A 23,257-nucleotide genomic window follows, 5' to 3' on the forward strand; every position below is an offset into this window, starting at 1 on the left:
CTTGTTTGAAGAGACTGCCTTTTGGTTAATACCCATTTATCTAAAATTTGAATCATTATAAATAATACAATTTCAGCTCATACAATGTAACTGGAAAAAGGCTGCAGATGCAGTTGCATCAGCAGCCTTGCAATCAAGCTCGCTCTTTTAATTCCTGTCTAGCCTGATCGAACTCATCCAGTACTTGCTGTTGAGGTGCTGAAGTAAGCAGACTGACCACCACAATGGCTAACAGACTCGCGCAAAACGCTGGAATCATCTCATAAAGCATGTCAGATAATCCAAGAGCTACCCAGACAATGACCCCAACGGCACCTGACACGATTCCCGCAATGGCACCCCAGCTGGTCATCCGTTTCCAGAACAGACTAAGCAGAACAGCCGGACCAAATGAAGAACCAAAACCGGCCCAAGCATATCCGACCAAATTCAGAATAGTATCATTAGGCGTGTACGACATGATCAATGCAATCACGGCGATTAGCAGCACGGAGAGGCGGCCGATCAGCACCAGCTCGCGGTTCGAAGCACCCCGGCGAAGAAAGGTCCGGTAGAAGTCTTCCGTCAAAGCGCTGGCCGTGACGAGCAGCTGGGACGAAATGGTACTCATGACCGCAGCGAGCAGAGCTGCCAGCAGAATACCTGTTATATAGGGATTAAACAGAATATTAGCAAACAGGATAAATATTGTTTCTGGATCTGACAGCTCCAGTAGATTGACATTCACATAAGCATATCCCGCAAGTCCGATCAAGGATGCGCCCAGCAGGCCAATGACCATCCAGCTGATCCCGATCCGACGGGCGGTTTTGAGCTCACGAGCGGAGGTAATGGACATAAAGCGGACCAGAATATGCGGTTGTCCAAAGTATCCAAGACCCCATGCCAGAAGTGACAGGATTCCTGCTGTCTGCACACCCTGAAAGAGGTTGAAATGCGCCGGGTCTAATTGATTCACAATGTCAAACGATGCTTTGAACCCGCCTAAATGATAGATTGCGACTGAAGGAATCGCAACTAAGGCGGCGAACATGATGAGCCCCTGGACCGAGTCGGTCAAACTGACTGCCAGATATCCCCCGAACAAGGTATATGCAATGACGATGGAGGTCACCAGGAAGAGCCCGAACCGGTAATCCATGCCAAACGCAGATTCAAAAAAACGTCCGCCTGATACCATGCCAGAAGAGGTATAGAACGTAAAAAAGATCAGAATAACTGCCGCCGAAATCAGCTTCAGTAGTCTCGACCGGTCCATGAAGCGGTTTTCAAAGAAATCAGGAATCGTGATGGCATCCTGTGCAATCTTAGTGTAAATACGCAAACGCGGTGCGACATACACATAGTTGAGATAAGCGCCCAGACTAAGTCCTACGACAATCCACATTCCGGAAATGCCCTTCACAAATACCGAGCCTGGAAGCCCCATCAGCATCCAGCCGCTCATATCGGCTGCTCCAGCTGACAGAGCCGTGACAAACGGACCTACACCGCGGCCTCCCAGCATGTATCCTTCCAGGTCGCCTGTCGATTTGCGGAACGCATACCAGCCAATGACCAGCATGCCGATAAAATAAATTCCCAAAGTTAAATAGGTTCCAAACGGTTGATTCAAATTGTTCCCCCCTGATGCTTGTCTGCTGTTCTAAATATTTATTCATTTTACTTTCAACCGTGTGAACTGTAAACAATATGATTACTTTCATTATTATTTGCAATATATGGATCGTTGAAACCGGTCTGTGAACAGGCACTTGCTTTCGCCATGCCATAAAGCCTCCAACATCCCTAGGGGGGATCGGAGGCTATACAGACTTAGATGAAGCGGAAACGATCAAAAATTAATTAACCAGTGAGGAAGGCCATGTTCCATACCAGGCATACCCGGTTCTCCGCTCCTGTTCAATTTCACTCAGCTTATATCGAACGATACCGTCACGTCCTACAAAGATGGACTTGTTCGTACCCAGTTCATAAAAGCGTGTCCAGATTGGTGTGGTTGCACTTGGATCGCTAACAACGATAACATCATCACTGGTTTTCACCACTTTGATGCCTGTAATTTTCACAGCTTTGAACCAATCTTCGGCAGCTTTGATGGAGGCTGTAATCTGCGAGGTAGCGGATCTCGTTTTAAGGAACTTCACGATGTTGACACTCTCACTGGAGCAAAGGGAAGGCACTTCGTATGCTCTCGCACCGGCAGGCTTTAATGTTACAGAATCATGCTGCTGTCCCCATACGGTAAGCTTGCCATTCGCAGTTACCTGTGTCTTCAGAATACACTCTACACCCTTCGCAACGGCCTGTTTGCTGCGGTCTGCCAGAGCACTATCAATAAAAGCAAAGTCACCCTTTCTCGCTGCCACCTCATCCAGCAGAATCATGACGCTGATCATCGCGTTATCATTATAAGTAATGTGCTGGTGATAACCCGAGCTCTGGTAGACCTGAGGCCAGCCCCCGTTAGCGTATTGCATGTTCAGGAGAAAGTTAATTCCTTTAATCGCTGCAGCCGAATATTTACTGTCTTTTGTTTTTGAATACTCACTTGCCAGCCTGCGAATTTCGGTATATGTCGCTTTATTATCGATGGTTGACTTGGACCATTCTCCACTCGTCTCTGAATAATCTTTTCTCCACCCGCCATCAGACCGCTGATTCTTCAGAATATCCGACATGCTCGCTGTTGTTCCGGAAGCGTCAGCTGCAAAAGCGGTTGTAAAGGGCTGCAGCAGGAAACTGGACAAGGCCAGCACTAGTGTCAGAGACAATAGGATAGAAGCTGGTTTCATGTTCATCTTTGATTTCATTTAACATTCTCCCTCTCATACTAAATGGTTTGGTGTACAAATAAGAGAATCCACCACCTCCTCTCAGAACCCAAATATGTATGCGCTTTCATAGTTCGTTATTATTCTACTCAAACCTGCATTATATGTCAATCATTCCCTTTTTTATTGCGTTGAATAGAATGCACAAAAAAACCTTCGATACCTTAAGGTATCGAAGGCTGCAGCATTGCATTAGGAAACAGTTTTCATCATATCCGAGCAGGCCGTCTGGCAGGATTGATTCAGTGAGCAGGCCGCGCATTTGCCTTGTCTTGTTTTGCGCACGTAACGGGAAAGTGTCCAGCCTGCGTAACCAAAAATTCCAGCACTCGCTATAATCGTAAAGATCATCTCATCTCACCCTTTAACTTTTTACTAGAATCCAAGCAGAAGTCCCACACGGTAAATTACGAAAGAAATCAGATAAGCCACCACAAGCGCATAACCAACGGAAAACCAGGTCCATTTGGCCGAGGAGGTTTCTTTGCGTATGACCCCTACCGTTGCCAGACAGGGCACATACAGAAGAATGAACACCATAAAGCTGTATGATTGCAGCGGCGTAAAAAAATGGGTCAGCTCCCCCTGTAAACCTGCGACACTCGGAGCTGCATAAATTATATTCATCGTAGATACAACTACTTCTTTCGCGAGGAAACCGGTTAGAAGGGCTGCAGCAGCCTGCCAGTCTCCAAAACCAAGCGGAGACAGCACAGGGGCTATGATACTGCCGATATTTTTCAGGAAGCTCTCATTAATAGGTACATTCCAGCCATGCAAGCCTGTGTAGCTGAGCAGCCAAATGACGACAGAGCCTCCAAAGATAAACGTTCCCGCTTTGCGCACAAACCCTTTCCCTTTTTCCCATGTACTGCGAGCAAGTGTCTTCCACTGCGGAATCCGATAAGGCGGCAGTTCAACCACAAAGAAGGACTCTTCTTCCTTGGACAGGGTAGTAGAGAAGAGCTTGGCAAGCACCAGAGCGACGACCACCCCAAGCACATAGAGCGAGAGTACGATCAGTGCCTGATTGGACTGGAAGAACGTCCCGACAAACAAGCTGTATACAGATAAGCGGGCAGAACAGGACATTAGCGGTGTAAGCAGAATCGTAAGCAGGCGCTCCTTGGGCTGTTCGATCGTTCTCGCTGCCATAATCCCGGGGACATTACAGCCAAATCCGATAATCATAGGAATAAAAGCTTTGCCGTTCAGCCCGACGCCTTCCATCAATCGATCCATAACCGTCGCAATCCGGGCCATGTAACCTGAATCCTCAATGAATGAAATGATAAGAAACAGCATGAATATTTGTGGAACAAATACTAGGACACCGCCTACCCCTGCTACAATTCCGTTCAGGATGACATCCTTAATAAAGGAGGCCGCATTCACCGCATCCAGCAGGCGGGTAAGTCCGCTGCTGAGAGGTCCGTTCAAGAATGAGTCCAGCAGATCAGATACAGGGGTACCCACCCAATCAAACGTCAGCTTGAAGGTCAAATACATAAAGAGCAAAAAGATCGGTATCCCCAAATATTTATTCGTTACAACCTGATCCAGTCTCACAGATACATTGGAGCCGGCCGGAGCCGTATTCTGAAGACTGCCAGCAATCAGCTGTTTGATCACTTCAGACCGCTGAAGGCGGATGTACTGGCGCAGACTCTTAATCCCTGTCTTTTCCTGAAGCTGCTGTTCTGCTGTGCTAATCCAATTGTCAATCCGGGACGCATCCGTAACTCTGCCGACATAATCATATACAGGCTGGTTCCCTTCCATCAGCTGAATGGCGAGCCAGCGTCTGGATAGAGTTCCATCCGGAAGAAGCTGCATCAAGCCGGCGATCCACTCTTCCAAGACCGAATCATATCGTGGGCCTTGTTTCTGCTGATTCAATTGTACCGACGTAAGCTGCTCTAGCAGCTTCTTACAGCCCTGCTCCGAGCGAGCCACAACAGGAATAACCGCAGCCCCTAGCTGTTCTGCCAGCTGGCTCTCATCAATCCGAATCCCCCGTCTTGCGGCAACATCCGTCATGTTAAGAGCAATGAATACGGGCTGACCGTATTCCAGAAGCTGCAGTGTGAGATGGAGATTCCGTTCCAGCTGGGATGCATCTACGACATTCAGAAGCAAATCCGGACGGTCCTGCAGAAGATAATGCGTAGTTACACTCTCATCCCTGGATAAGGGGCTCAGAGAGTAGACACCGGGCAGATCAATCAGCTCTCCATAATGATTAGAGAGTGTACCCACCTTTTTCTCTACCGTCACGCCTGCCCAGTTACCTACATATTCATAGGAGCTGGTTAGCGCATTAAATAAAGAAGTCTTGCCTGTATTGGGATTTCCGATTAGTGCGATGTTCGTCATACGGCCTCGACCTGTATGCCTTGTGCTTCCTTATGCCTTATCGCAATCCACTGACCATTGGTTTCGATCGTGCAGGGTCCGCCGAATGGAAGCTTCTTGCGGAGGCAAATCATTGTACCTTCCATAATTCCCATATCGTAAAGTCTATGCCGAACAAGGTCATTCACCCGTTCCAAATCCATGACTTTAACTGCTTGTTCTATACTCGTATCCGTCAGTCTCATCCGTCGTCATCCTTCAATATTCATTGTGATAATGATTATCAGTATCTGTGTCTATTGTAGGCGATGAGACATCAAAGTGCAAAAGTTTTTTTTACTCGGCAAGCCGAATAAAATTGGATGAATACATGATCAATACCTGAATCAAAACAGCGGATAAATCAAATAGGACTGCCATGAGATATGGCAGTCCTATTCAGGGTTCGGGTCTCATCCCGCTCACTTATTTAGGTTGAATGTAGCCCTCGGCCTTCAACAGTTCAGCGATTAATACAGCACCGCCGGCAGCACCACGCAGGGTATTGTGGGATAACCCGACAAATTTATAATCATACAGGGAATCCTCACGCAGTCTGCCTGTTGACACACCCATGCCACCCTCAATGTCGCGATCCAGTTTCGTCTGAGGTCTGTTCTCCTCTTCGAAGTACGTAATGAACTGCTTCGGCGCGCTCGGCAGGTTCAATTCCTGTGGACGGCCCTTGAACTCGGCCCAGCACTTCAGAATTTCTTCCTTGGAAGGCTTGTTCTCAAAATTCACGAATACAGCAGCCATATGACCATCTGTTACCGGAACACGAATGCATTGTGTCGTGATCAGCGGCGCACTTGATTTAACAATCTCACCGTTCTCTACCGCACCCCAGATCCGCAGTGGTTCCATCTCGCTCTTCTCTTCTTCCCCGCCGATGTAAGGAATCACATTATCCAGCATTTCAGGCCAGTCTTTAAAGTTCTTGCCTGCGCCTGAGATCGCTTGATAGGTAGTAGCAACCACTTCTCTTGGTCCGAACGCTTTGAGTGCGTGCAAAGCAGGTACATAGCTTTGGATCGAGCAGTTCGGCTTCACGGCAATGAAGCCGGTTGTTGTGCCGAGACGCTGACGCTGTGCTTCAATCACTTCCAGATGGGCTGGATTGATTTCAGGAATGACCATCGGAACGTCCGGAGTCCAGCGGTGAGCCGAGTTATTGGAAATGACCGGTGTGCCCGTTTTGGCATAAGCTTCTTCCAGTGCTTTGATCTCATCCTTCTTCATATCTACTGCACAGAATACAAAATCCACCTCAGAAGCAAAGGTTTCAACCTCGGCTGCATTCTGAACCACAATATTTTTCACGTTCTCAGGCATCGGTGTCGACAATTTCCATCTGCTCTTTACCGACTCTTCATAGGTTTTGCCCGCAGAGCTTGCGCTCGCCGCAATTGCGGTTACTTCGAACCATGGATGCTGATCAAGCAGCTCCACGAAACGCTGTCCAACCATTCCCGTACCACCAACAATACCAACCCGCAGTTTGTTTGACATAACTGAATCCAATCCTTTCGCAATGGCTTCTTCAATAGATGTATGCAGCAGATGTTCGATCTTCTTCTAAATTACTATTCAGACGGATCGAATCTGTGAGCCCCTTTGATGGCAAGTTTCAGACAAAATAAAAAATCCCACCTCCAAGACGTAAGTCTTAGGGACGAGATCTGGACTCGTGGTACCACCCATATTCGCGGACATGTCGCCATATCTGCCTCTTCGAGTACAGCATGCCAAAGCTGCTTGATACTCCGGCTCTGTAACAGGAGCTCCTGTCACACCACCCCTTCGCTTTGAAGTTCCGGTGTGCTGCTCAGAGTCTTTGTTCAATAAATCATCTCTTGCCCCTTTTCAGCCGCCGGAGCTCTCTGTTGAAGAAATGGATTTATCTACTCGTCTCTTCATCGCATTTCGTGTAGCGCAATCTGCAGATGCAGTTGCTATATTGCGATCATGATATCAAAGTTAGTAGGAAGAAGTAAACTGTTTTTTTCGGCGAAGTCCAATTATCGCTCCCGATGGATCAAATAATGAAGCAGGTTCTGCAGAAACGCGCTGTTTCCGGAGATGTTTTTTAGTGCATCTTCAGCGTCACAGTAATGCTCCCACATCGCCCGCTTTGCCCCTTCATTACCCAAAATGGTAACAAAAGTAGAACGGTTATTGCTGATGTCCTGACCAACCGGCTTACCCAGCTGCTGGGATTCTCCCTCTTCATCAAGCAGGTCATCCTTGATCTGAAAGGCAATCCCTGCATGATAGGCATATCTCCTCAAGGCTTCCATCTCCTGATCGCTGACCTGAGCCAGAATGGCCGGCATGACAAGAGAGGCTTCAAAAGCAATCCCTGTCTTGTAATAACACAATTGATTCAGCTCTTCCAGTCTAAGCGCTCTGCCTTTGGATTCCAGATCCATCGCCTGGCCTAGACACATATCGCCTGCACGCCTGGAACAATAACCAATCAGCTTCAATACGGTATCCGGCGCAAAAGACTTCAGGGAAGACTGCTCTTCGATAGACTTCTGTATAAGAAAAAGTCCGGTCAGCTCAGCAGTCGCACTGTTATGAACCTGATGCAGGGTAGGACGTCCCCGTCGGCTTGCTGCATTATCCTGAGAAGGCAGGTCATCGAAGATCAGTGACGCGGTATGCATGTATTCTAATGAACGAAGCAGCGGCATGATGGCAGCAGGGTCCAGACCATATCGCTTGACACCCATATACCACGCCATTACAGGACGCAGTCTTTTACCGTCCCCGTTCAGGCTGTAATTCGCAGCTTCTACCAGCGGTGAATCCAGTGAAACGGGGCTGCTGCTGTCCTGAATCTTGAGTTGTTCGTTAATCTGTATACGTATGTCGTCTACCGTCTGCTTGAACTGCTCTCTCTCCTGCTTGTTATTGCGCAGACCCTGAACGAACTGGTCACGCAGCAGCTTGTCAAAGAAATCCACGTCACCGGCTTTGCGGACATAATACTGGATTGTTTCGTTCAATTCAGGAATCCCGTAGGTCAGCTCTGCCATTAACTCCTCATACCGGGACACGCCCAGACGCTGTCGGCAGCGTTTGAGTCCGTTAACAGCACGGTCAAGTATGACCTCCCGGGTTGCCGGATCGCTGTGATACACATGATGAATCAGGTGAGAGATGACCGTCCAATAGAGTTCGAACGGGTTGATCAAGTCCGGCCTTTGCCGCCGGTGTGTCAGATAATAAGTGTAAGGAGTAACTGCACCCTCCTGCAGATCGTCGAACATATCGGTAAAATCGTCAGCCAGCTGATTATAGATACCATAATAAAACATATTAGCCTCATAATTTGCATCTTCCGGCGATGCCAGAACCGACCGGACGATGATTCGGGAGGCTGCCGACTTAAGAATAATAGGAACATACAGCTCTTCATTCGAGTAACCGGCGAACATCAGTACCTTGTTCCGGTCCTCCTCCTGAGAACGAAAAAAGATATAGGACTGCTCGAAGAAGGCTTTCTGTGTTTCCTGACGCTGCAGGTTTCGAATGTACTCAAAGGCTTCACGCAGCTCGGAATGGATGTACACCAGCATCCGGCGGTTTACTCTGGCCCACTTGCCGAGCGGAGGAACGACACCGGTAAGCAGCGCAGAACGGATCATGGAGGTGTACTGTATTTTCTCATCTGCAGTCAGCACCTGGGAGTCAAGCAGGTCGTCGATGAATGGATAGGTTAAACCGTAGGAGTAGCCCACTCGTATTGCTTCATCGAGCCTGCGGGTCCGCTCAGCTGTGGGAGTATCTTCTCCAAGCTCTTCATAGACATGCATCACGACGCCTACCACAAGCTTAATCAGTTTGCGCTGAGCCTGCTCCGCATCCATACCTTCGGGTATGTTACCGGCTACTTGCTTCAGCTTATCCATCAGCCAGATGACCGCAGATTCGATGCCTTCCTTTTGCCCCCAGCGGTACAGGCCTGCCAGGCTGATCATTTCTTCGGAACCTCGGACGTGACCTGATTCGGTATGGACCAGCTGCTGTTTGACATCGTTGACGACTTGACGCACCCTCTGCTGTGTCTGCTGGGAATTCAGTGATTTGCCGAGATCCCTCATATAGATGTAAGAGATACTCCTTTCGAGATAGGCATCCAGCTTGCCGGTGAATTCCAGCCATTGAATGTAGCGCTGATAATCTTTGGGATCAGGCTGCTGTCTGCGGCGGAACAAAAACGAGGGCCAGGATCGTGAAGAGACGTGATGCCTGCCCCATTGTTCAAATGAGCTCATTAATTCGGAGATAAACGTTCTCTCACGTGCCAGCTGTTCCAGCCTGGCAAAATACGCACCGGCTTGCTGCTCAGCCTGCTGGTAGCTGCTGCAGGCATGCTCTTCTGATTTCCAACTTTGATTCCAATTTATACTCATAGGCGGATAACCTCTACTTTTGTACTGTAGATTTGTGGGGAGCTGTTCCTAGCTTATACGCAGAACCTATGGCACCGGTTACGCAAAATATGCGAAGGCCCGAAAAACATGCTGTTTCGAACCTTGAAAATAAAATCTGAATTGGCAAATACTTTCGAAACAAAAATGTTGACTAACCTGATGAAGTGTCTTAGCATTATCAGGTGAACCATTCTGGCAATTTTTTTGTTCTCGAGATAATGAGGTAAGGAGCATTCAACATGGAAAATAACAGTTCATTTCGAATTTTGCTTTATTATAAATATGTTCATATCGATAATTACGAAGCGTTCGCTTCCGAGCACCTTGCCTTCTGTAAAGAGCTTGGCGTAAAGGGCCGGATTCTGATCGCTGAAGAAGGGATTAACGGTACCTTATCCGGTACGATGGAGCAGACTAAAGCATACATGGAATACATGCATAAACATCCCCTTTTCTCTGATATGGTCTTTAAGATCGACGAGTCAGAGACGCATGCTTTCAAGAAGCTTTTTGTCCGTCCCAAGAAAGAGCTGGTTACACTCCGTTATGAAACACCTCTTGATCCAAATGTGATCAGCGGCGAGCGTCTGGCGCCCAAGGAATTTTTTGAAAAGCTGCAGAGTGAAGATGTGATCGTTCTGGACGGGCGCAACGATTATGAATACGACCTCGGTCATTTCCGTAACGCCATCCGCCCGAATGTGGAATCGTTTCGTGAGTTCCCGGAATGGATCCGGGAGAATCTGCAGGACGTAAAGGACAAGCAGATCCTGACTTACTGCACCGGTGGTATCCGCTGTGAGAAGCTGACCGGTGTGCTTCTGAATGAGGGCTTCACGAATGTCGCCCAGCTTGACGGCGGAATTGCCACTTATGGCAAGGACCCGGAAGTACAAGGCCGTCTGTTCGATGGTAAAATGTACGTCTTTGACGAGCGGATCTCGGTGCGGATCAATCAGACCGATGAGGACGTAGTGATCGGCAAATGCCACCACTGCGGAAGCCCGACGGACCATTACATCAATTGTGCTGATGATCTGTGCCACAAGCAGCATCTGGTATGTGAGGACTGTCTGGAAGAACATGAAGGCTACTGCTCGGACGAATGCAAGGATAATGATGCTGAACGACATGCTGTATAACCTGTTTCACCTTTATATAAAAGCAGGAGCCCCAATTACCAAGGGCTCCTGCTTTTTTTGCTGTGATGAATTACATTTCTTCCTCAATAATTACAAAGCCCCAGCGATCCAGCCGTATACTCTGGCCTTGCTCAACGGCTTCACCCGTCAGCAGCTCGGTGCCTGACGCATGGACATGCTTCCACTCAACCGCTTCATCCGAGTAGTTAAAAATGTACCGGATCATCCGGCCAGCTTCATTGAGACCCGACTTAGTGATCAAAGGAAAAGCCAGCTCCTGATCCGGGCCCCATAACCCCGCCTGCCTCACAGCCTCCTCCAGAATGGCGTGCATGACCGCTGAACTTACCATACAGCCGATGTAGGTTGCGATGCCTTTGCCGTAGGAATTCCGCGTAATCGCGGCATATTGTCCCCAATGCGGATGATCATAGGAAGCCAGTACTTCAGCAGAGTCTGGTGTAATAAGCTCCATCCAGGTGTGCACCTGATTATCAGCTTCTGACACCCTGTACGGGTTATTTTTCAGACTAACCTGCTTGGGTTCAACGAACAATTGATAGGAGATTCCACAGGCTTCGCTGATAATCCCGGGCTGAGGTATCGTCCTCACCTTCACATGCTCATCCGTGAATCCGCTCTTAAACGTATATATCACGTGTCCTCCCTGCTCTACATATTGGTTCAGACGCTTCAACAAACGGTCCGAAGCGGTGTATAGGGCAGGAACTACAATAAGATCATATGAATCGATTTCCTCCACAGAAGGATCGATGAGATCGCAGCCTATGTTCATTTTGTACAGCTCATCATAGACGAGACGAACGACATCGTTATAATTTTTACTGCTCTGGAAACTGAACTTAAACCAATCTATTGAAGTCAACGACTCATTGCTAAAGAGAATGGCCGCCTTGTTGTTCTTCTTGAGATTCACCAGTTTATCCGACAGTCTGGCAAAGTCGCGGCCGATAGTTATTGCTTCATTGTAGACCGGGTTTGGCTGCAAATCATGACTGAGCAATCCTTTCCAATACGTCTCGAACGAATTATGGATCGAATGCCAATGCCAGTAGGCCACCATGTTGGCACCAGAGGCCAGATGACTGAAAGCCTGCAGCCGCAGTTGGCCTGGATATGGAACCCAGTTCACGAAAGCTTGAGCTTCTGTCTCCAGCACCAGATAATTGCTGTTCTTAGTGGACCTGGCCATATCACCGCCAAATGAAATTTCAATACCGGTCAGATCATCCTGCGAGGGGTGATAAATATCGACTCCGGTAATGTCAAACGGCTTGGAAGCTGCAAAATGATCCACATCCGGCTGCACGCCATAAGAATGTCCGCGCCATTCGAAATCAAAGTTTTGAGTGACAAACTGATGCGGCTGCTTATATTCATTGACAAGGGAAACCTGCCAGCCCAGGAAATCTGTAACCAGCTGCCGCTGAAACTTGGAGAATTCGGCCCCTAGACTGCCATTAATCGTCCCGATGACCGACGGAAAGTCTTCCCAGCTGTTAATACGGTTGCTCCAATAATCAAGACCAAAAGCATCATTTACAGCGTCCAGTGTCTTGAATTTTTCTCTTATATATTTAACGAACTGAAGCTGCACATTCGGCCCTGCTGTGTTGTAATGTTTCGTCTCATTATCTGTCTGATAGCCGATCACAGCAGGATGCTTTGCCACACGGGAGATCATTTTTCTGATGATACGCTCCGCGTAGAAGAGATACGCAGGATGAGTAATGTCCATAATCTGTCTTGCTCCATACTTGCCGGGTCCCTGGGCTGTTGTCGCCAGGATATCCGGATGCTGTTTTACCATCCACGTCGGCACAGCGTACGTCGGGGTACCGACAATCACCTGAATACCTGCCTTATGCATGGCATCCAGCACCCGGTCCACTGAGCTAAAATCAAAGACACCGTTCTGCGGCTCATGTGTACTCCAAGTGGATTCTGCAATACGGACGACATTGATCCCTGCCTCTTTCATCAGCTCGATGTCTTCCTGCAGCCTGTCATATGGCATATATTCATCATAATAAGCAACGCCGTAGAGTAATTTCTCCATCTTGAAAGCCTCCTCAATAAGTCAGTTTGGGATTATCATTCGTTCCGGTTACTTCCTTGGGTACCGGTCTCAATTCGTGATGACCAGACATGTTACGGTCCTGCAGTTCCTTAAGAATAACGGGATACTCACGGTCCAGCTTATAGAAAATCAGAATCACGATCATCAGAATATTAAAAATTAGCGGGATATAGATAAACAGTGCCTGAAGAGAGATAAGAGCCGTTGAGGTTTGTTGTGCCTGTTCGGCAACATATCCTCCCCACGCCAAGATCCAGCCGATCAGAGCCGCGCCAAGACCGGAGCCTACCTTGGTACCAAAGCTGCCTGCACTATAGACGAGGCCTTCATTGCGAATCCCTGTTTTCCATTCCCCGTATTCAACCGTGTCCGCCAGCATCGCCCACATGGAGCCAGCCATTGGCGCCATTCCAAGGCTCTTGACTACCAGTCCAACCATGACCAGCAAAATGGAAGTGGGATGGATCATCATTAGAATTAATCCTGCACTGCTGATCATGGAGCCAGCGATCATGGCGTTACGCTTGCCTGTACGCTTGACTAATGGAGCAACCAGGAACATGCCCAGCAGCATGGGTACCAACGAACATATCGTGATCATTCCCATCAAGCCTTCGTCCCCCAGTACATAACGGGCAAAATAAACATTAGCGCCTCCCAAGCCATTGGTAATGTAAGCGATCACCATAAAGACCAGCATCATAACCCAATACTTGTTTTTGAACAATGCAGCTACCCCTTTTTTGACAGGTACATGCTGCATGGCTTCGGTCGTCGTTGCAGAAGGAGTTACCCGTTCTTTGGTTGTCAGGAACGTTACAATAAACAATACAATCGACAGCACGCCGAATATCGCGAAGGTGATCGACCAGGCTGCTCTTCCGCCGCCCATCGTATTTACAATCGGGAGTACATATACGCCCATCATCACAGAGCAGACCGTGGAGAGAAACATGCGGAAAATATTAAGCACGGTACGCTGATACTGGTCCTGTGAAATAAGTGTCCCCAGCACACCATATGGGATGTTAATAGCTGAGAAAATGATGTTAACTAGCAAATACGTGACGACCACGTAGATCAACTTGCCCGTGCTGCCGATATCCGGTACGGAGAACAGCAGGAATGCAACGATTCCGAACGGTACGCACATCCATAACAGCCAGGGCCGCGCTTTACCATGCTTGGACCTTGTCTTGTCTACGAGTATCCCTACGCCAACATCGACGAAAGCATCAAACACGCGGGTTAAGAACATAATGGTCCCGATAATACCACTGGCCAGACCGGCTACATCGGTGTAATAAAACAACAAAAACGACGTGATCGCCGCATAGATCAAATTACTGGCAAAGTCACCAATCCCATATCCCAAACGCTCCACAAAGCGGATTTTACTGCCTGCAGTATTCATGATGCTTCCTCCGTATCATCTTGTGTAAAATATGGTACCGTTTTCAAACGTAAGCGCATGCTGCACTTCACTTAAGTGAAGCGTCAGCATACTTACTTTTTTGATGTTTATGACCGGATTACAATCGTATTAAACGATTCTTCCTTCAATTCAAATTGCAGTGTCTGATTCTGATAGGATAGATTCAAATGCCGCATATCCTTGAAGGGGTTGTTCACAACGATAACGATACTGCCATCAGGATTGCAGAAGGCTGAAGACTTGCCATTCCAGGGTCCCTGCAAACCGATGCGGCGTGCGCCCGGAACTACATAGCGTGCAAAATGCTTCATCACATAGAATTCCGGATTATAAACCGTGTTTTTATGCTCCGGCTCAACGGTAATCATGGAATTTTGCTCCCAGCCCCAGGTGCTCCGACCTTTTGGCTCCAGAATCATGTTCCAGTAAATATAGGCATTTACGCCATTCGTAAAATAGTGCTGGTAGAGGTTGTAAACATATCGGGCGTAATCCCAGCTGTTCAATCCATCCCCGCATTCATTCTCGGTCTGCATATAACGGAGCTCTGGATAACTGGCAGCTGTGCGCTGGATGGCATTTTTACCGGCCCATTGGTAACCTACTCCTTTAATGTATTTATAAGCCTCAGGATCACTCAGAACGACAGCCGCATAGTTATCAAAATCAGTTGATTTCTTCTTGATCAGCTCTTCCCAGGGATCGGGTGCATTGATGGTTCCCAGCCAAATCTCAGTATCAAGCCCGTGCTGTTCAAAGGCAGGGCCAAGATAATCCGATATAAATTCACGAAGCTGTTCCCCTGTCCACACACAGGAAGGAAACTTTTGGTCGGCGATAACCTCATTCTGAACATGAACCTGATGGATAGTAATGCCTGCTTCCTGATAGGCCTGCACAAATTTAACAAAATAAAGTGCATACGCTTCCAGAATTCCCTTCTCCCATCGAAGCGTGCCGGAATTATAGGCCTTAGGGAACTTCATCCAGGTCGGCGGGCTCCATGGAGAAGCAAACAACTTGAGATTCGGGTTATATGCCAGCGCCTCCTTGATATAAGGAATCAAATACTTGAAATCCCGTTCAATCGAAAAATGCTCCATCTCCAGATCGCCATCCACTTCATTATGGCTGTACCACGATTCAGCATAATCACTTGCCCCAATCGGGAGTCTGCAGATGCTAAATCGGTGCTCACCTTCCGGATGAAAAAGAGCGTAGAAAATTTCTTGACGCTGCTCTTCACTAAGATGCTGAAGCGCAATATATCCAAGCTCGTTAAAGCAGCCTCCAAAGCCTTCTACAATCTGAAATTCCTGGCCTGTAAAAGACAAATTGGCTCGTTCTGATGTAACCTTGTGAGCCAGTTCATGCCAGCTGCGGCCCGGCGTCGTTGAATAGTGCTGAATAGCTGGATTCATTATGAAGATGTCCTCCCCGCTTGATTAAAGTGGCCTACGTGCGTTAGAGTCATTATAGCAATCGCTTTCACAAAAAGAGATACGCTAAACCAAGTTAAATTTGCCCAAATCCAAGGTGGTATATATAAGTGATCATTCCAGAACAATTCCGTTCTTATCTATTCCCTAATTCCCGCTGGCTCCCTGCCATCGACTGGAACATCAAACTGTTCGGCGCCCATACTCAGGAAGTTCCAAAAGGGTGGGCCGTTCCGGAAGAGGCACATATCGCTTTCGAAATTATGCTGATACTAAAAGGCTCACAGCGAACCGTGCTTGAAAATATCGTTTATGATCTTCATCAAGGTGATATTCTTCTCATTCCTCCGGGTACCCGCCATATCGTTGAGTGTGTGGTTGACCAAGGACTCAGCTATTTCAGCTCCCACTTCAATCTGGACGACCCGATGTTCAGACAGGAGATGAGCCGGTCCGGTCAAATTTTCTTCCCTGCTGGAAGCGAAGACAATCAACGGCTAAGAGAAGCTATGATGCGATGGGTCAATCTAATCCAGGGAGATGAACAATATACAACCGCAGATCTGTTCCGTATCCAGTCTGGTCTGTTCGAGATTCTGAATATTTTGGCTCAGCATGTGACTGCCAAGGCAGAAACCGCCGTCTCTCCTACAGTCGTCCATTATGCCACCTTGATTGCCCAGTCCATCAAGTCCCAATTTAACTCTGACGTGATTCAGAAGGAACTCCTCCGAGAGAAAGAGATTCGAATTGAGGATATTGCTGTCAAACTCAAAATCAGCCCAGGATACGCCCTGGAAGTATTCCAGAAGGTATACGGAATTTCCCCGCGCAAATATCTCTCCGAGCTGAAACTGCATGAAGCCAAACAGCTAATCCAGCAGCCTGATCTGGATTTGACGCGGATTGCTTCTATGCTGGGATATTCCAGTCTTGCTCACTTCAGCAGACAGTTCAAACGCTGGACCGGAATGAGCCCACGTGAATATCGTCAGACATTGGGCAGCATTCGATTCTTTTAACAAAGAGAACACGAATGAAATGGCTTGTCATGCATCCGAACAGCCGCTTCCTTGTATTCCAGGAGGGGCTGTTTGTGCTTGGGTTAACCCGGGGACAATGTTGCGAATGCAATGATGATTTGACTGAAAGTGAAGTGTTTCTTCCGATGCTTATCTCTGCTTCATCTAATCCTCTTCCCTGCCTCTTCTAAACCTGGACTCGTGCTACAATCCCGTTGAGACTCTGAATGAAAAGGAGCTGGTGAACTTTATGAGGTTGTCTGTATTTACGGTGTGCACGCCGGACTTATTACCGGCAGAACTGATCTCTGCTGCCGCTTCTGCCGGAATTCATGGTATTGAGTGGCGTTATGCTGCAATTCCTGCAGACGCACAGCAGGAGCCTGCCTCCTATTGGCGGCATAACAGGTGCTCCATTGACCCTGAGCATGCGGCCGAGACGATTCCACCGATAGTGGAATCGATGCAGCGGCAAGGACTTACAGCAGCTGCGCTCGTTCCTTATCTCCAATGCGGGGATCTTGCGGCAGCCGAGCAGGCCTTCACTTCAGCCCGTCAGCTGGAAAGTGCGATGATAAGAGTCGGGATCCCGCGTTATGACCGCACGAGGTATTTTCGGGACTTGGAGCGGGAAGCCGTGACCTATTTAAGTGCCGTCCAGGAAATGGCCCAGCAATACCAGGTCAAAGCACTCGTCGAAACTCACCACGAGACGATTACCCCAAGCGCTTCACTAGCCCTGCGCCTGATTCAGCATCTGAATCCCGATCTGATCGGCGTGCTGTATGATCCCGGGAATATGGTGCATGAAGGATATGAAAATTACCGGATGGGCCTTGAGCTGCTGGGACCTTACCTCGCGCACGTTCATGTTAAGAATGCAGGATGGTATCGGTCTGATCATCAATGGAGATGCCGCTGGGAGCCCCTGTTCTCCGGAATGGTCCCCTGGGAGCAGCTGATCGGCGACCTTCAGCATGTGCAGTATTCAGGTTACCTGGGCGTAGAGGACTTTAGCGGGCAGTCCTCAAGTGCTGATATGCTCCAGTATTTTGCGCAGTGGTTCACAGAACGTATCTAAACTATGTATGAACAAAGTCTGTACAAATGTTTATTCTGGAAACTTAAATATGGAGTAACGGAGGCTGAATGCGAATGAACAATATTCGGGTAGGGGTTATAGGGATCGGAAACATGGGCAGCGCTCATGCTCGGACGCTCTCCTCCGGTGCGATTCCGGGAGCTGTATTGACTGCCGTCTGTGATGCAAGAGAACAAATGCGCAGCTGGACTCAGGAGCATCTCTCTGCTGAAGTTCCTTTCTGGAACGATTCAGATGAACTCATCCGATCTGGCACGATTGATGCGGTCCTGCTCGCCACTCCTCATTACGATCATGCGAGACTGGCAGTGTTGGCATTCGATCAGGGGCTGCATGTGCTTGTAGAGAAACCGGCTGGGGTTACCACCTCCCAGGTACGCCGGATGAATGAAGCAGCGGCCAAAGCGGAAGGCTCTGTATTCGCCATCATGTACAATCAGCGGACCAATCCGCTCTATATCAAGCTGAAGGATTTGATCCAGTCCGGCGAGCTTGGTGAGATCCGGCGTCTGAACTGGATCATCACGAACTGGTACCGCTCTCAGAGCTATTACGATTCCAGCAGCTGGCGGGCAACATGGAGCGGGGAAGGCGGCGGTGTGCTTGTTAATCAGTGTCCTCACCAGCTGGATCTTCTGCAATGGACAACCGGTATGATGCCGAAACGGATCAGGGCCTTTTGCCAGTTCGGCAAGTACCGCGACATTGAAGTAGAAGATGATGTGACTGCCTATGCGGAGTATGAGAATGGGGCTACGGCTGTATTCATCACGACGACCGGGGAAGCTCCGGGCACGAACCGTTTTGAAGTGACAGGAGACCGCGGCAAGATCGTTATCGAAAATAATCAATTGAGCTTCTGGCGGCTTCGTGAACCGGAACCTGCTTTTAATGCACGCTTTCAAGGCGGCTTCGGTCAACCCGAGTGCTGGCGCTGTGATGTCCCTGTCGAAGGGGAAGAAACAGGTCATCCCGGTATCATCGCCAATTGGATTGCCGCCATTCGCGAGGATGTTCCGTTAATTGCTCCAGGAAACGAGGGTATCCGCGGGCTCACCCTGTCCAATGCAATGCTGCTCTCCACATGGACTGACGGCTGGGTTGACCTGCCGTTCGATGAATCCCAATTTGATGCGGAGCTTCAGCAGCGTGTCCAGCATTCTAATTCAGTTAAGAAGTCCTCAAATGCGGATCAAGCTCCTGCCGATATCCAGAAATCTTTCAAATAAATATTAAGGAGTGAGTGTAAATTGAAGAGTTCAACAGGTCATAAGGATGGAATGTTCTATACGCCAACGACCTCCTACGAAACCGGACCAGTCTGCGGCCATGGGGAGTTCCCGATCGCAGCTGTCTGTCTCGACCACGGACATATCTATGGAATGTGTAACGGACTGGTCTCCGCAGGTGCCAATGTCAAATGGGTATACGATACGGATCCGCAGAGAATAAAGGCATTTCAGGAGAAGTTCCCTAAGGCGCAGGCCGCTCCTTCCCTGGAAGCTGTGCTGGAGGATGAATCTATCAGGCTGGTAGCAGCGGCTGCGATCCCCAATGAGCGAGGTCCGCTGGGCATTCGGGTTATGCTGGCAGGCAAGGATTATTTTACAGATAAAGCGCCTTTCACTTCGCTCGCCCAGCTAAAAGAAGCCGAGCATACAGCTGCACAAACCGGTTGTAAATACATGGTGTATTACAGTGAACGTCTGCATGTGGAGAGTGCCGTTTATGCGGGGCAGCTGATTGAACAGGGTGCGATCGGGCGAGTGGTTCAGGTCATGGGCACCGGCCCGCACCGGCTGAATGCCAAGAACAGGCCGGAGTGGTTCTTTCGCAGAGCGCAATACGGGGGCATTTTGTGTGATATCGGAAGCCATCAGATCGAGCAATTCCTTACCTTTTCTTCTTCCGAGGATGCGGTCCTCAATTTCAGCCGGGTCGGCAATTTCAGTCATCCCGAATATCCGGAGCTTGAAGATTTCGGTGAGGTGTCCCTGACAGGCAGCAGCGGGGCTTCCGGTTATATGCGGGTCGACTGGTTCACTCCGGATGGGCTGGGTACCTGGGGAGATGGCCGCACCTTGATTCTTGGAACAGACGGTTATATCGAACTGCGCAAATACATCGATGTGGGCCGGGAAACCCGTGGTAATCAGGTATACTTGGTTAATCATGAAGGAGAATATCATTTTAACACTTCGGGTAAGGTCGGACATCCATTCTTCGGGTTGTTGATTCAGGATGTGCTGCAGCGTACTGAAGTCGCTATGACCCAGTCTCACGCCTTTAAAGCCGCAGAATTGTGTCTCATCGCTCAGCAGGAAGCATGGAATCGCCCTAATGCCTTAACCGGCTTTGTGGGGCATCTGACTACAAACTAAACGTTCAATATTCCGGCTGATGTGCTCCCCTCTCTCCCTAGAACATGATACAATAGCACCCTCAGGTGTATTGAAAGCGTTCTATTCAGATTATGGAGGGTTGTGGAGCATGCCGGATTTAATGAGATTCGATCCCCCCGTTATTTATAACTATCGTTCCTCTCAGCCTTTGACTGCCAGCTCCCAGGACGGTTTCCATTCGCATGTACAATATGAAGTGTATTATTTTCATGAAGGCTCCTGCCGTTACATTATTGGTGAACAGCTGCATCATCTGCGGCCGGGTGATGTACTCCTGATGCATGGCCGGACGCTCCACCGGGCTTATCCCGAGAATGGCCTGCCCTATGTGCGGTCGACCCTTCATTTTGACCCTGATCTGCTGCGGAATTATATCCAGGAGCACTACTGCCGTGAAATCTTGATGCCTTTTGAACAGCTTGGGAATTGCAGAGTGTCTTTTCTCCCCGAAGAACGTGCCGGCCTTGAGAGTATGCTAAGTGAACTTGCTGCATGGAAAGCAGAAAGTCAGGCCCGTGTACCGCTGCGATTTATCCTTCAAATCTGCGATCTGCTGGCCATGCTGGCAGATCGCTGTCTTCAGGACGATCGTGCTGAACGAAAAACCGTAAAGGAGCAGTACGTGCAGTATATTCTGGACTATATTGAGCAGCATTTCATGGAGGATATCGTTCTTGATGACATCGCGGAGCATCTGCACCTCTCCAAGTCTTATCTGGTCTCCATATTCAAGGAAAGAACAGGAACCACGGTCTTTAAGTACCTGTATCACCGGCGAATCAACCAGGCAAAATTGATCCTTCAGTTCCAGCCCGAGCTGACCATTACCGAAGTGAGCCAATTGGCGGGTTTCAAACAGCTGGCGCATTTCAGCCGAATGTTCAAACAGGCCACCGGATCTTCACCCGAAGCTTACCGGCAGCTTCGCAGTTCGTCGTCCTGGTGACCTGAATCGTATCTTATCTCTTTTTTGTCCGATGGGTTTCCGTAAATACTTCAAAAAAGGGTGTCGTGTCCCGCTCGGCCATCGTCGTCTCCACATTGCGGCCCCAGCCTATCTCTGCCCTCCAGCTACCCAGAAGCCCTTGCTGAATGAGAGCCTTCTCATTGACTTTTACAGCAGCTTCCGCAAAAGGAGAAACATAGAGTGCATCAACAGGACAGTAGGCTTCACACATAAAGCAGGTCTGGCAGTCCTCCTGTCTGGCGATGACAGGTACCTCGCCTGCCATATCGAAAACATTCGTTGGACAGACCTTCACACACAGGGAACAGCCGATACACCGATCTTGGCTCACCAGCTCGATCATGAGGATGATCCCTCCTTAGTCAGTACAGACAGCTCGGAAGCATGAGGGACTTTCTCTGCTGCGGTCTGGATTCTTTCGATACCTGATACAAGCAGTCTGTGGGTCTGACGCGGGTCAAGATCAGGATATTCTGCCAAGGCATGCAGCCCGCGGCTCTCCTTTCTCGCCAGTGCTGCCGTATAGATCCATCTGGCCACAGCGACCATTCCCGCTGTTTCACGCGCACGTACCCGCTCCTTCACATCATCAGCTGCCACATGATGATGCAAATCAGGCAGCAGATGATGCAGCCGATCTAACGCTCCGCGCACCACCGGTTCGCTGCGGAAGAAATTGATAGGAATCGGCAGAATTTCACGCTGGACAGCGGTAGTGATCTCCCGGCTGTTAAGCGGAGACGCAGTGTTAGAAGTATGTACCAGGCCATATCGTCCCGCTGGCTGGAGTATACGGTGCCCTGCGTCTGCTGCGTGAGACAGCGCATATTCAGCCGCACCGCTGCCGGCCCAGTTCCCGCTGCAAATCGCCCATGAAGCATTATAGGCGCCGCCGCCGGAGATAGCGCCTGTCACCTTCTCGCGCGAAGCAGCATCCCCTGCCGCGAATAACCCGGGCACCCGTGTTCGGCAATCTGTACCTGTCAGCCGCAACCCGCCTGTTCCTCTCATGGTGCCTTCATAGCGCAGCGTAAGCGGGAATTTATCGCGGAACGGATCAATTCCTGCCCTCTCCAGCGGCATGAAGAAAATCGGATGCGCATGCCTTAGAAACTGGCGCTTCTCTTCTGTGTCAGCCAGATTAATGGAGCAATAGACGGGCCCCTTCATCAGCTGATGCTGCAGACTGCCAAAGGTACGGTCCCCCCGGTTGATTTCGTTACCCTGCTGATCATACAATGTCGACCAGGCCAGCATACGGCCCCGTGTCACACTGCCAAACCCGGCACTAGGGGCGTACTGCCGGCTGAATTCCATCCCGGACAGGTCTGCTCCCGTTTCCGCAGCCATTAATAATCCTTCTCCGGTTAGCACATTGCAGCCCAGCCCTTTGCTAAGAAAGGTGCAGCCCCCCGTAGCCATTACAACTGCATGAGCACGAACCTCCCACTCCTCACCAGTAAGCCGATTCACCCCACGGGCACCGCCTACACCGTGTTCATCCTGAAGCAGCTCTAATGCTGGTGACTGATCCAGAATCCGGACACCTGCCTTTCGCACCGCTCTGCGCATTAGCTTCATATATTCCGGTCCATGGAGATGGGTGCGCAGCGTACGTCCTTCCTGATCCCTGGGAAAAGGATAACCCCATGCTTCCACCTTCTCCAGGTAGCCTTCCACCTCGTCCAGTACACGGTGAATCCAGGCATTCTCGGATAAATATCCACCGGCCCGGAGTCTTGCCTGCACAGCCTCCTCCCGCAGCTGCCGGATCGGCGGAATCACCAGCAGGGTTGTTCCTCCAGGTGCTGTGGCACCACTCGTCCCCAGGTAGCCTTTGTCTGCCAGAACGACGTTTGCCCCTTGGGAGGCCGCACGCCATGCGGCCCATGCTCCCGCCGGCCCACCGCCAAGAACGAGTACGTCTGCTGTAATTTTGTTATTAAGGCTGGCTGCCATAATCATTCCTCCAGT

17 protein-coding genes and 1 other annotated feature are annotated in these 23,257 nt (G+C 49.4%); of the genes, 6 read left to right on the top strand and 11 right to left on the bottom strand.

All coding sequences use genetic code 11. The annotated features are described in order from the left end of the window. Positions 1–133: 133 nt before the first annotated feature. From putP to Q5741_RS16390, 6 genes are all read right to left on the bottom strand, one after another. Positions 134–1,615: a sodium/proline symporter PutP gene (putP, locus tag Q5741_RS16360; protein WP_305025195.1), complete on the bottom strand. Its 1,482-nt coding sequence runs from the start codon at positions 1,613–1,615 to the stop codon at positions 134–136. 226 nt (positions 1,616–1,841) lie between these two features. Next, complete coding sequence (gene pelA, locus Q5741_RS16365) at positions 1,842–2,813, bottom strand: pectate lyase (RefSeq protein WP_305025196.1); 972 nt, start codon at positions 2,811–2,813, stop codon at positions 1,842–1,844. A 396-nt stretch (positions 2,814–3,209) separates the two neighbouring features. Beyond that, positions 3,210–5,210, bottom strand: coding sequence for a ferrous iron transport protein B (gene feoB, locus Q5741_RS16375; protein ID WP_305025198.1), 2,001 nt, complete (start codon positions 5,208–5,210; stop codon positions 3,210–3,212). Continuing rightward, positions 5,207–5,434, bottom strand: coding sequence for a FeoA family protein (locus tag Q5741_RS16380; RefSeq protein WP_305025199.1), 228 nt, complete (start codon positions 5,432–5,434; stop codon positions 5,207–5,209). Before Q5741_RS16380 ends, feoB begins: the two co-directional genes overlap by 4 nt. Before the next feature lie 220 nt (positions 5,435–5,654). Beyond that, positions 5,655–6,740 carry an aspartate-semialdehyde dehydrogenase gene (gene asd, locus Q5741_RS16385; protein ID WP_305025200.1) on the bottom strand — a complete coding sequence of 362 codons (1,086 nt, stop codon included), beginning with the start codon at positions 6,738–6,740 and terminating at the stop codon, positions 5,655–5,657. Positions 6,741–6,896: 156 nt separating this feature from the next. Then, positions 6,897–7,157: a binding site (T-box leader), on the bottom strand. A 92-nt stretch (positions 7,158–7,249) separates the two neighbouring features. Further along, positions 7,250–9,652, bottom strand: coding sequence for a polyprenyl synthetase family protein (locus tag Q5741_RS16390; protein ID WP_305025201.1), 2,403 nt, complete (start codon positions 9,650–9,652; stop codon positions 7,250–7,252). 260 nt (positions 9,653–9,912) lie between these two features. Here Q5741_RS16390 and trhO point away from each other — a divergent pair, with 260 nt between their 5' ends. Further along, on the top strand, positions 9,913–10,815 hold the full coding sequence (gene trhO, locus Q5741_RS16395) for an oxygen-dependent tRNA uridine(34) hydroxylase TrhO (protein WP_305025202.1): 903 nt from the start codon (positions 9,913–9,915) through the stop codon (positions 10,813–10,815). 70 nt (positions 10,816–10,885) lie between these two features. On the opposite strand, the gene Q5741_RS16400 is transcribed toward trhO, so the two are convergent. From Q5741_RS16400 to Q5741_RS16410, 3 genes are all read right to left on the bottom strand, one after another. After that, a complete protein-coding gene (locus Q5741_RS16400) occupies positions 10,886–12,895 on the bottom strand; it encodes a beta-galactosidase (RefSeq protein ID WP_305025203.1) in 2,010 nt (669 codons plus the stop codon). A gap of 13 nt (positions 12,896–12,908) precedes the next feature. Continuing rightward, the gene (locus tag Q5741_RS16405) at positions 12,909–14,330 is read right to left on the bottom strand and encodes an MFS transporter (RefSeq protein WP_305025204.1); all 1,422 of its coding nucleotides are present in this window, start codon (positions 14,328–14,330) and stop codon (positions 12,909–12,911) included. Between the two features lie 107 nt (positions 14,331–14,437). After that, a complete protein-coding gene (locus Q5741_RS16410; protein WP_305025295.1) occupies positions 14,438–15,775 on the bottom strand; it encodes a glycoside hydrolase family 30 protein in 1,338 nt (445 codons plus the stop codon). 125 nt (positions 15,776–15,900) lie between these two features. On the opposite strand from Q5741_RS16410, the gene Q5741_RS16415 reads away from it, so the two are divergent. From Q5741_RS16415 to Q5741_RS16435, 5 genes are all read left to right on the top strand, one after another. Further along, on the top strand, positions 15,901–16,812 hold the full coding sequence (locus Q5741_RS16415) for a helix-turn-helix transcriptional regulator (RefSeq protein ID WP_305025205.1): 912 nt from the start codon (positions 15,901–15,903) through the stop codon (positions 16,810–16,812). A 250-nt stretch (positions 16,813–17,062) separates the two neighbouring features. Continuing rightward, positions 17,063–17,893, top strand: coding sequence for a sugar phosphate isomerase/epimerase family protein (locus Q5741_RS16420; protein ID WP_305025206.1), 831 nt, complete (start codon positions 17,063–17,065; stop codon positions 17,891–17,893). A gap of 74 nt (positions 17,894–17,967) precedes the next feature. Beyond that, positions 17,968–19,143 carry a Gfo/Idh/MocA family protein gene (locus Q5741_RS16425; protein WP_305025207.1) on the top strand — a complete coding sequence of 392 codons (1,176 nt, stop codon included), beginning with the start codon at positions 17,968–17,970 and terminating at the stop codon, positions 19,141–19,143. Positions 19,144–19,194: 51 nt separating this feature from the next. After that, the gene (locus tag Q5741_RS16430) at positions 19,195–20,295 is read left to right on the top strand and encodes a Gfo/Idh/MocA family protein (RefSeq protein WP_305025296.1); all 1,101 of its coding nucleotides are present in this window, start codon (positions 19,195–19,197) and stop codon (positions 20,293–20,295) included. Positions 20,296–20,404: 109 nt separating this feature from the next. Beyond that, positions 20,405–21,262 carry a helix-turn-helix transcriptional regulator gene (locus Q5741_RS16435; protein WP_305025208.1) on the top strand — a complete coding sequence of 286 codons (858 nt, stop codon included), beginning with the start codon at positions 20,405–20,407 and terminating at the stop codon, positions 21,260–21,262. Positions 21,263–21,275: 13 nt separating this feature from the next. On the opposite strand, the gene Q5741_RS16440 is transcribed toward Q5741_RS16435, so the two are convergent. Next, positions 21,276–21,626, bottom strand: a complete 351-nt coding sequence (locus Q5741_RS16440) for a 4Fe-4S dicluster domain-containing protein (RefSeq protein ID WP_305025209.1) — start codon at positions 21,624–21,626, stop codon at positions 21,276–21,278. Next, positions 21,623–23,242 carry an FAD-binding protein gene (locus Q5741_RS16445; RefSeq protein ID WP_305025210.1) on the bottom strand — a complete coding sequence of 540 codons (1,620 nt, stop codon included), beginning with the start codon at positions 23,240–23,242 and terminating at the stop codon, positions 21,623–21,625. Before Q5741_RS16445 ends, Q5741_RS16440 begins: the two co-directional genes overlap by 4 nt. Positions 23,243–23,257 lie beyond the last annotated feature (15 nt).

Source organism: Paenibacillus lacisoli (genome assembly GCF_030580655.1).
In the GTDB taxonomy this organism is placed as follows: Bacteria; Bacillota; Bacilli; order Paenibacillales; family Paenibacillaceae; genus Paenibacillus; species Paenibacillus lacisoli.

Coding starts and splice junctions, on each gene's coding strand:
- trhO (WP_305025202.1), top strand. CDS start 9,913: ATGGAAAATAACAGTTCATTTCGAATTTTGCTTTATTATAAATATGTT.
- Q5741_RS16405 (WP_305025204.1), bottom strand. CDS start 14,330: ATGAATACTGCAGGCAGTAAAATCCGCTTTGTGGAGCGTTTGGGATAT.
- Q5741_RS16440 (WP_305025209.1), bottom strand. CDS start 21,626: ATGATCGAGCTGGTGAGCCAAGATCGGTGTATCGGCTGTTCCCTGTGT.
- feoB (WP_305025198.1), bottom strand. CDS start 5,210: ATGACGAACATCGCACTAATCGGAAATCCCAATACAGGCAAGACTTCT.
- pelA (WP_305025196.1), bottom strand. CDS start 2,813: ATGAAATCAAAGATGAACATGAAACCAGCTTCTATCCTATTGTCTCTG.
- Q5741_RS16380 (WP_305025199.1), bottom strand. CDS start 5,434: ATGAGACTGACGGATACGAGTATAGAACAAGCAGTTAAAGTCATGGAT.
- Q5741_RS16425 (WP_305025207.1), top strand. CDS start 17,968: ATGAACAATATTCGGGTAGGGGTTATAGGGATCGGAAACATGGGCAGC.
- Q5741_RS16445 (WP_305025210.1), bottom strand. CDS start 23,242: ATGGCAGCCAGCCTTAATAACAAAATTACAGCAGACGTACTCGTTCTT.
- asd (WP_305025200.1), bottom strand. CDS start 6,740: ATGTCAAACAAACTGCGGGTTGGTATTGTTGGTGGTACGGGAATGGTT.
- Q5741_RS16435 (WP_305025208.1), top strand. CDS start 20,405: ATGCCGGATTTAATGAGATTCGATCCCCCCGTTATTTATAACTATCGT.
- Q5741_RS16390 (WP_305025201.1), bottom strand. CDS start 9,652: ATGAGTATAAATTGGAATCAAAGTTGGAAATCAGAAGAGCATGCCTGC.
- Q5741_RS16430 (WP_305025296.1), top strand. CDS start 19,195: ATGTTCTATACGCCAACGACCTCCTACGAAACCGGACCAGTCTGCGGC.
- Q5741_RS16400 (WP_305025203.1), bottom strand. CDS start 12,895: ATGGAGAAATTACTCTACGGCGTTGCTTATTATGATGAATATATGCCA.
- Q5741_RS16420 (WP_305025206.1), top strand. CDS start 17,063: ATGAGGTTGTCTGTATTTACGGTGTGCACGCCGGACTTATTACCGGCA.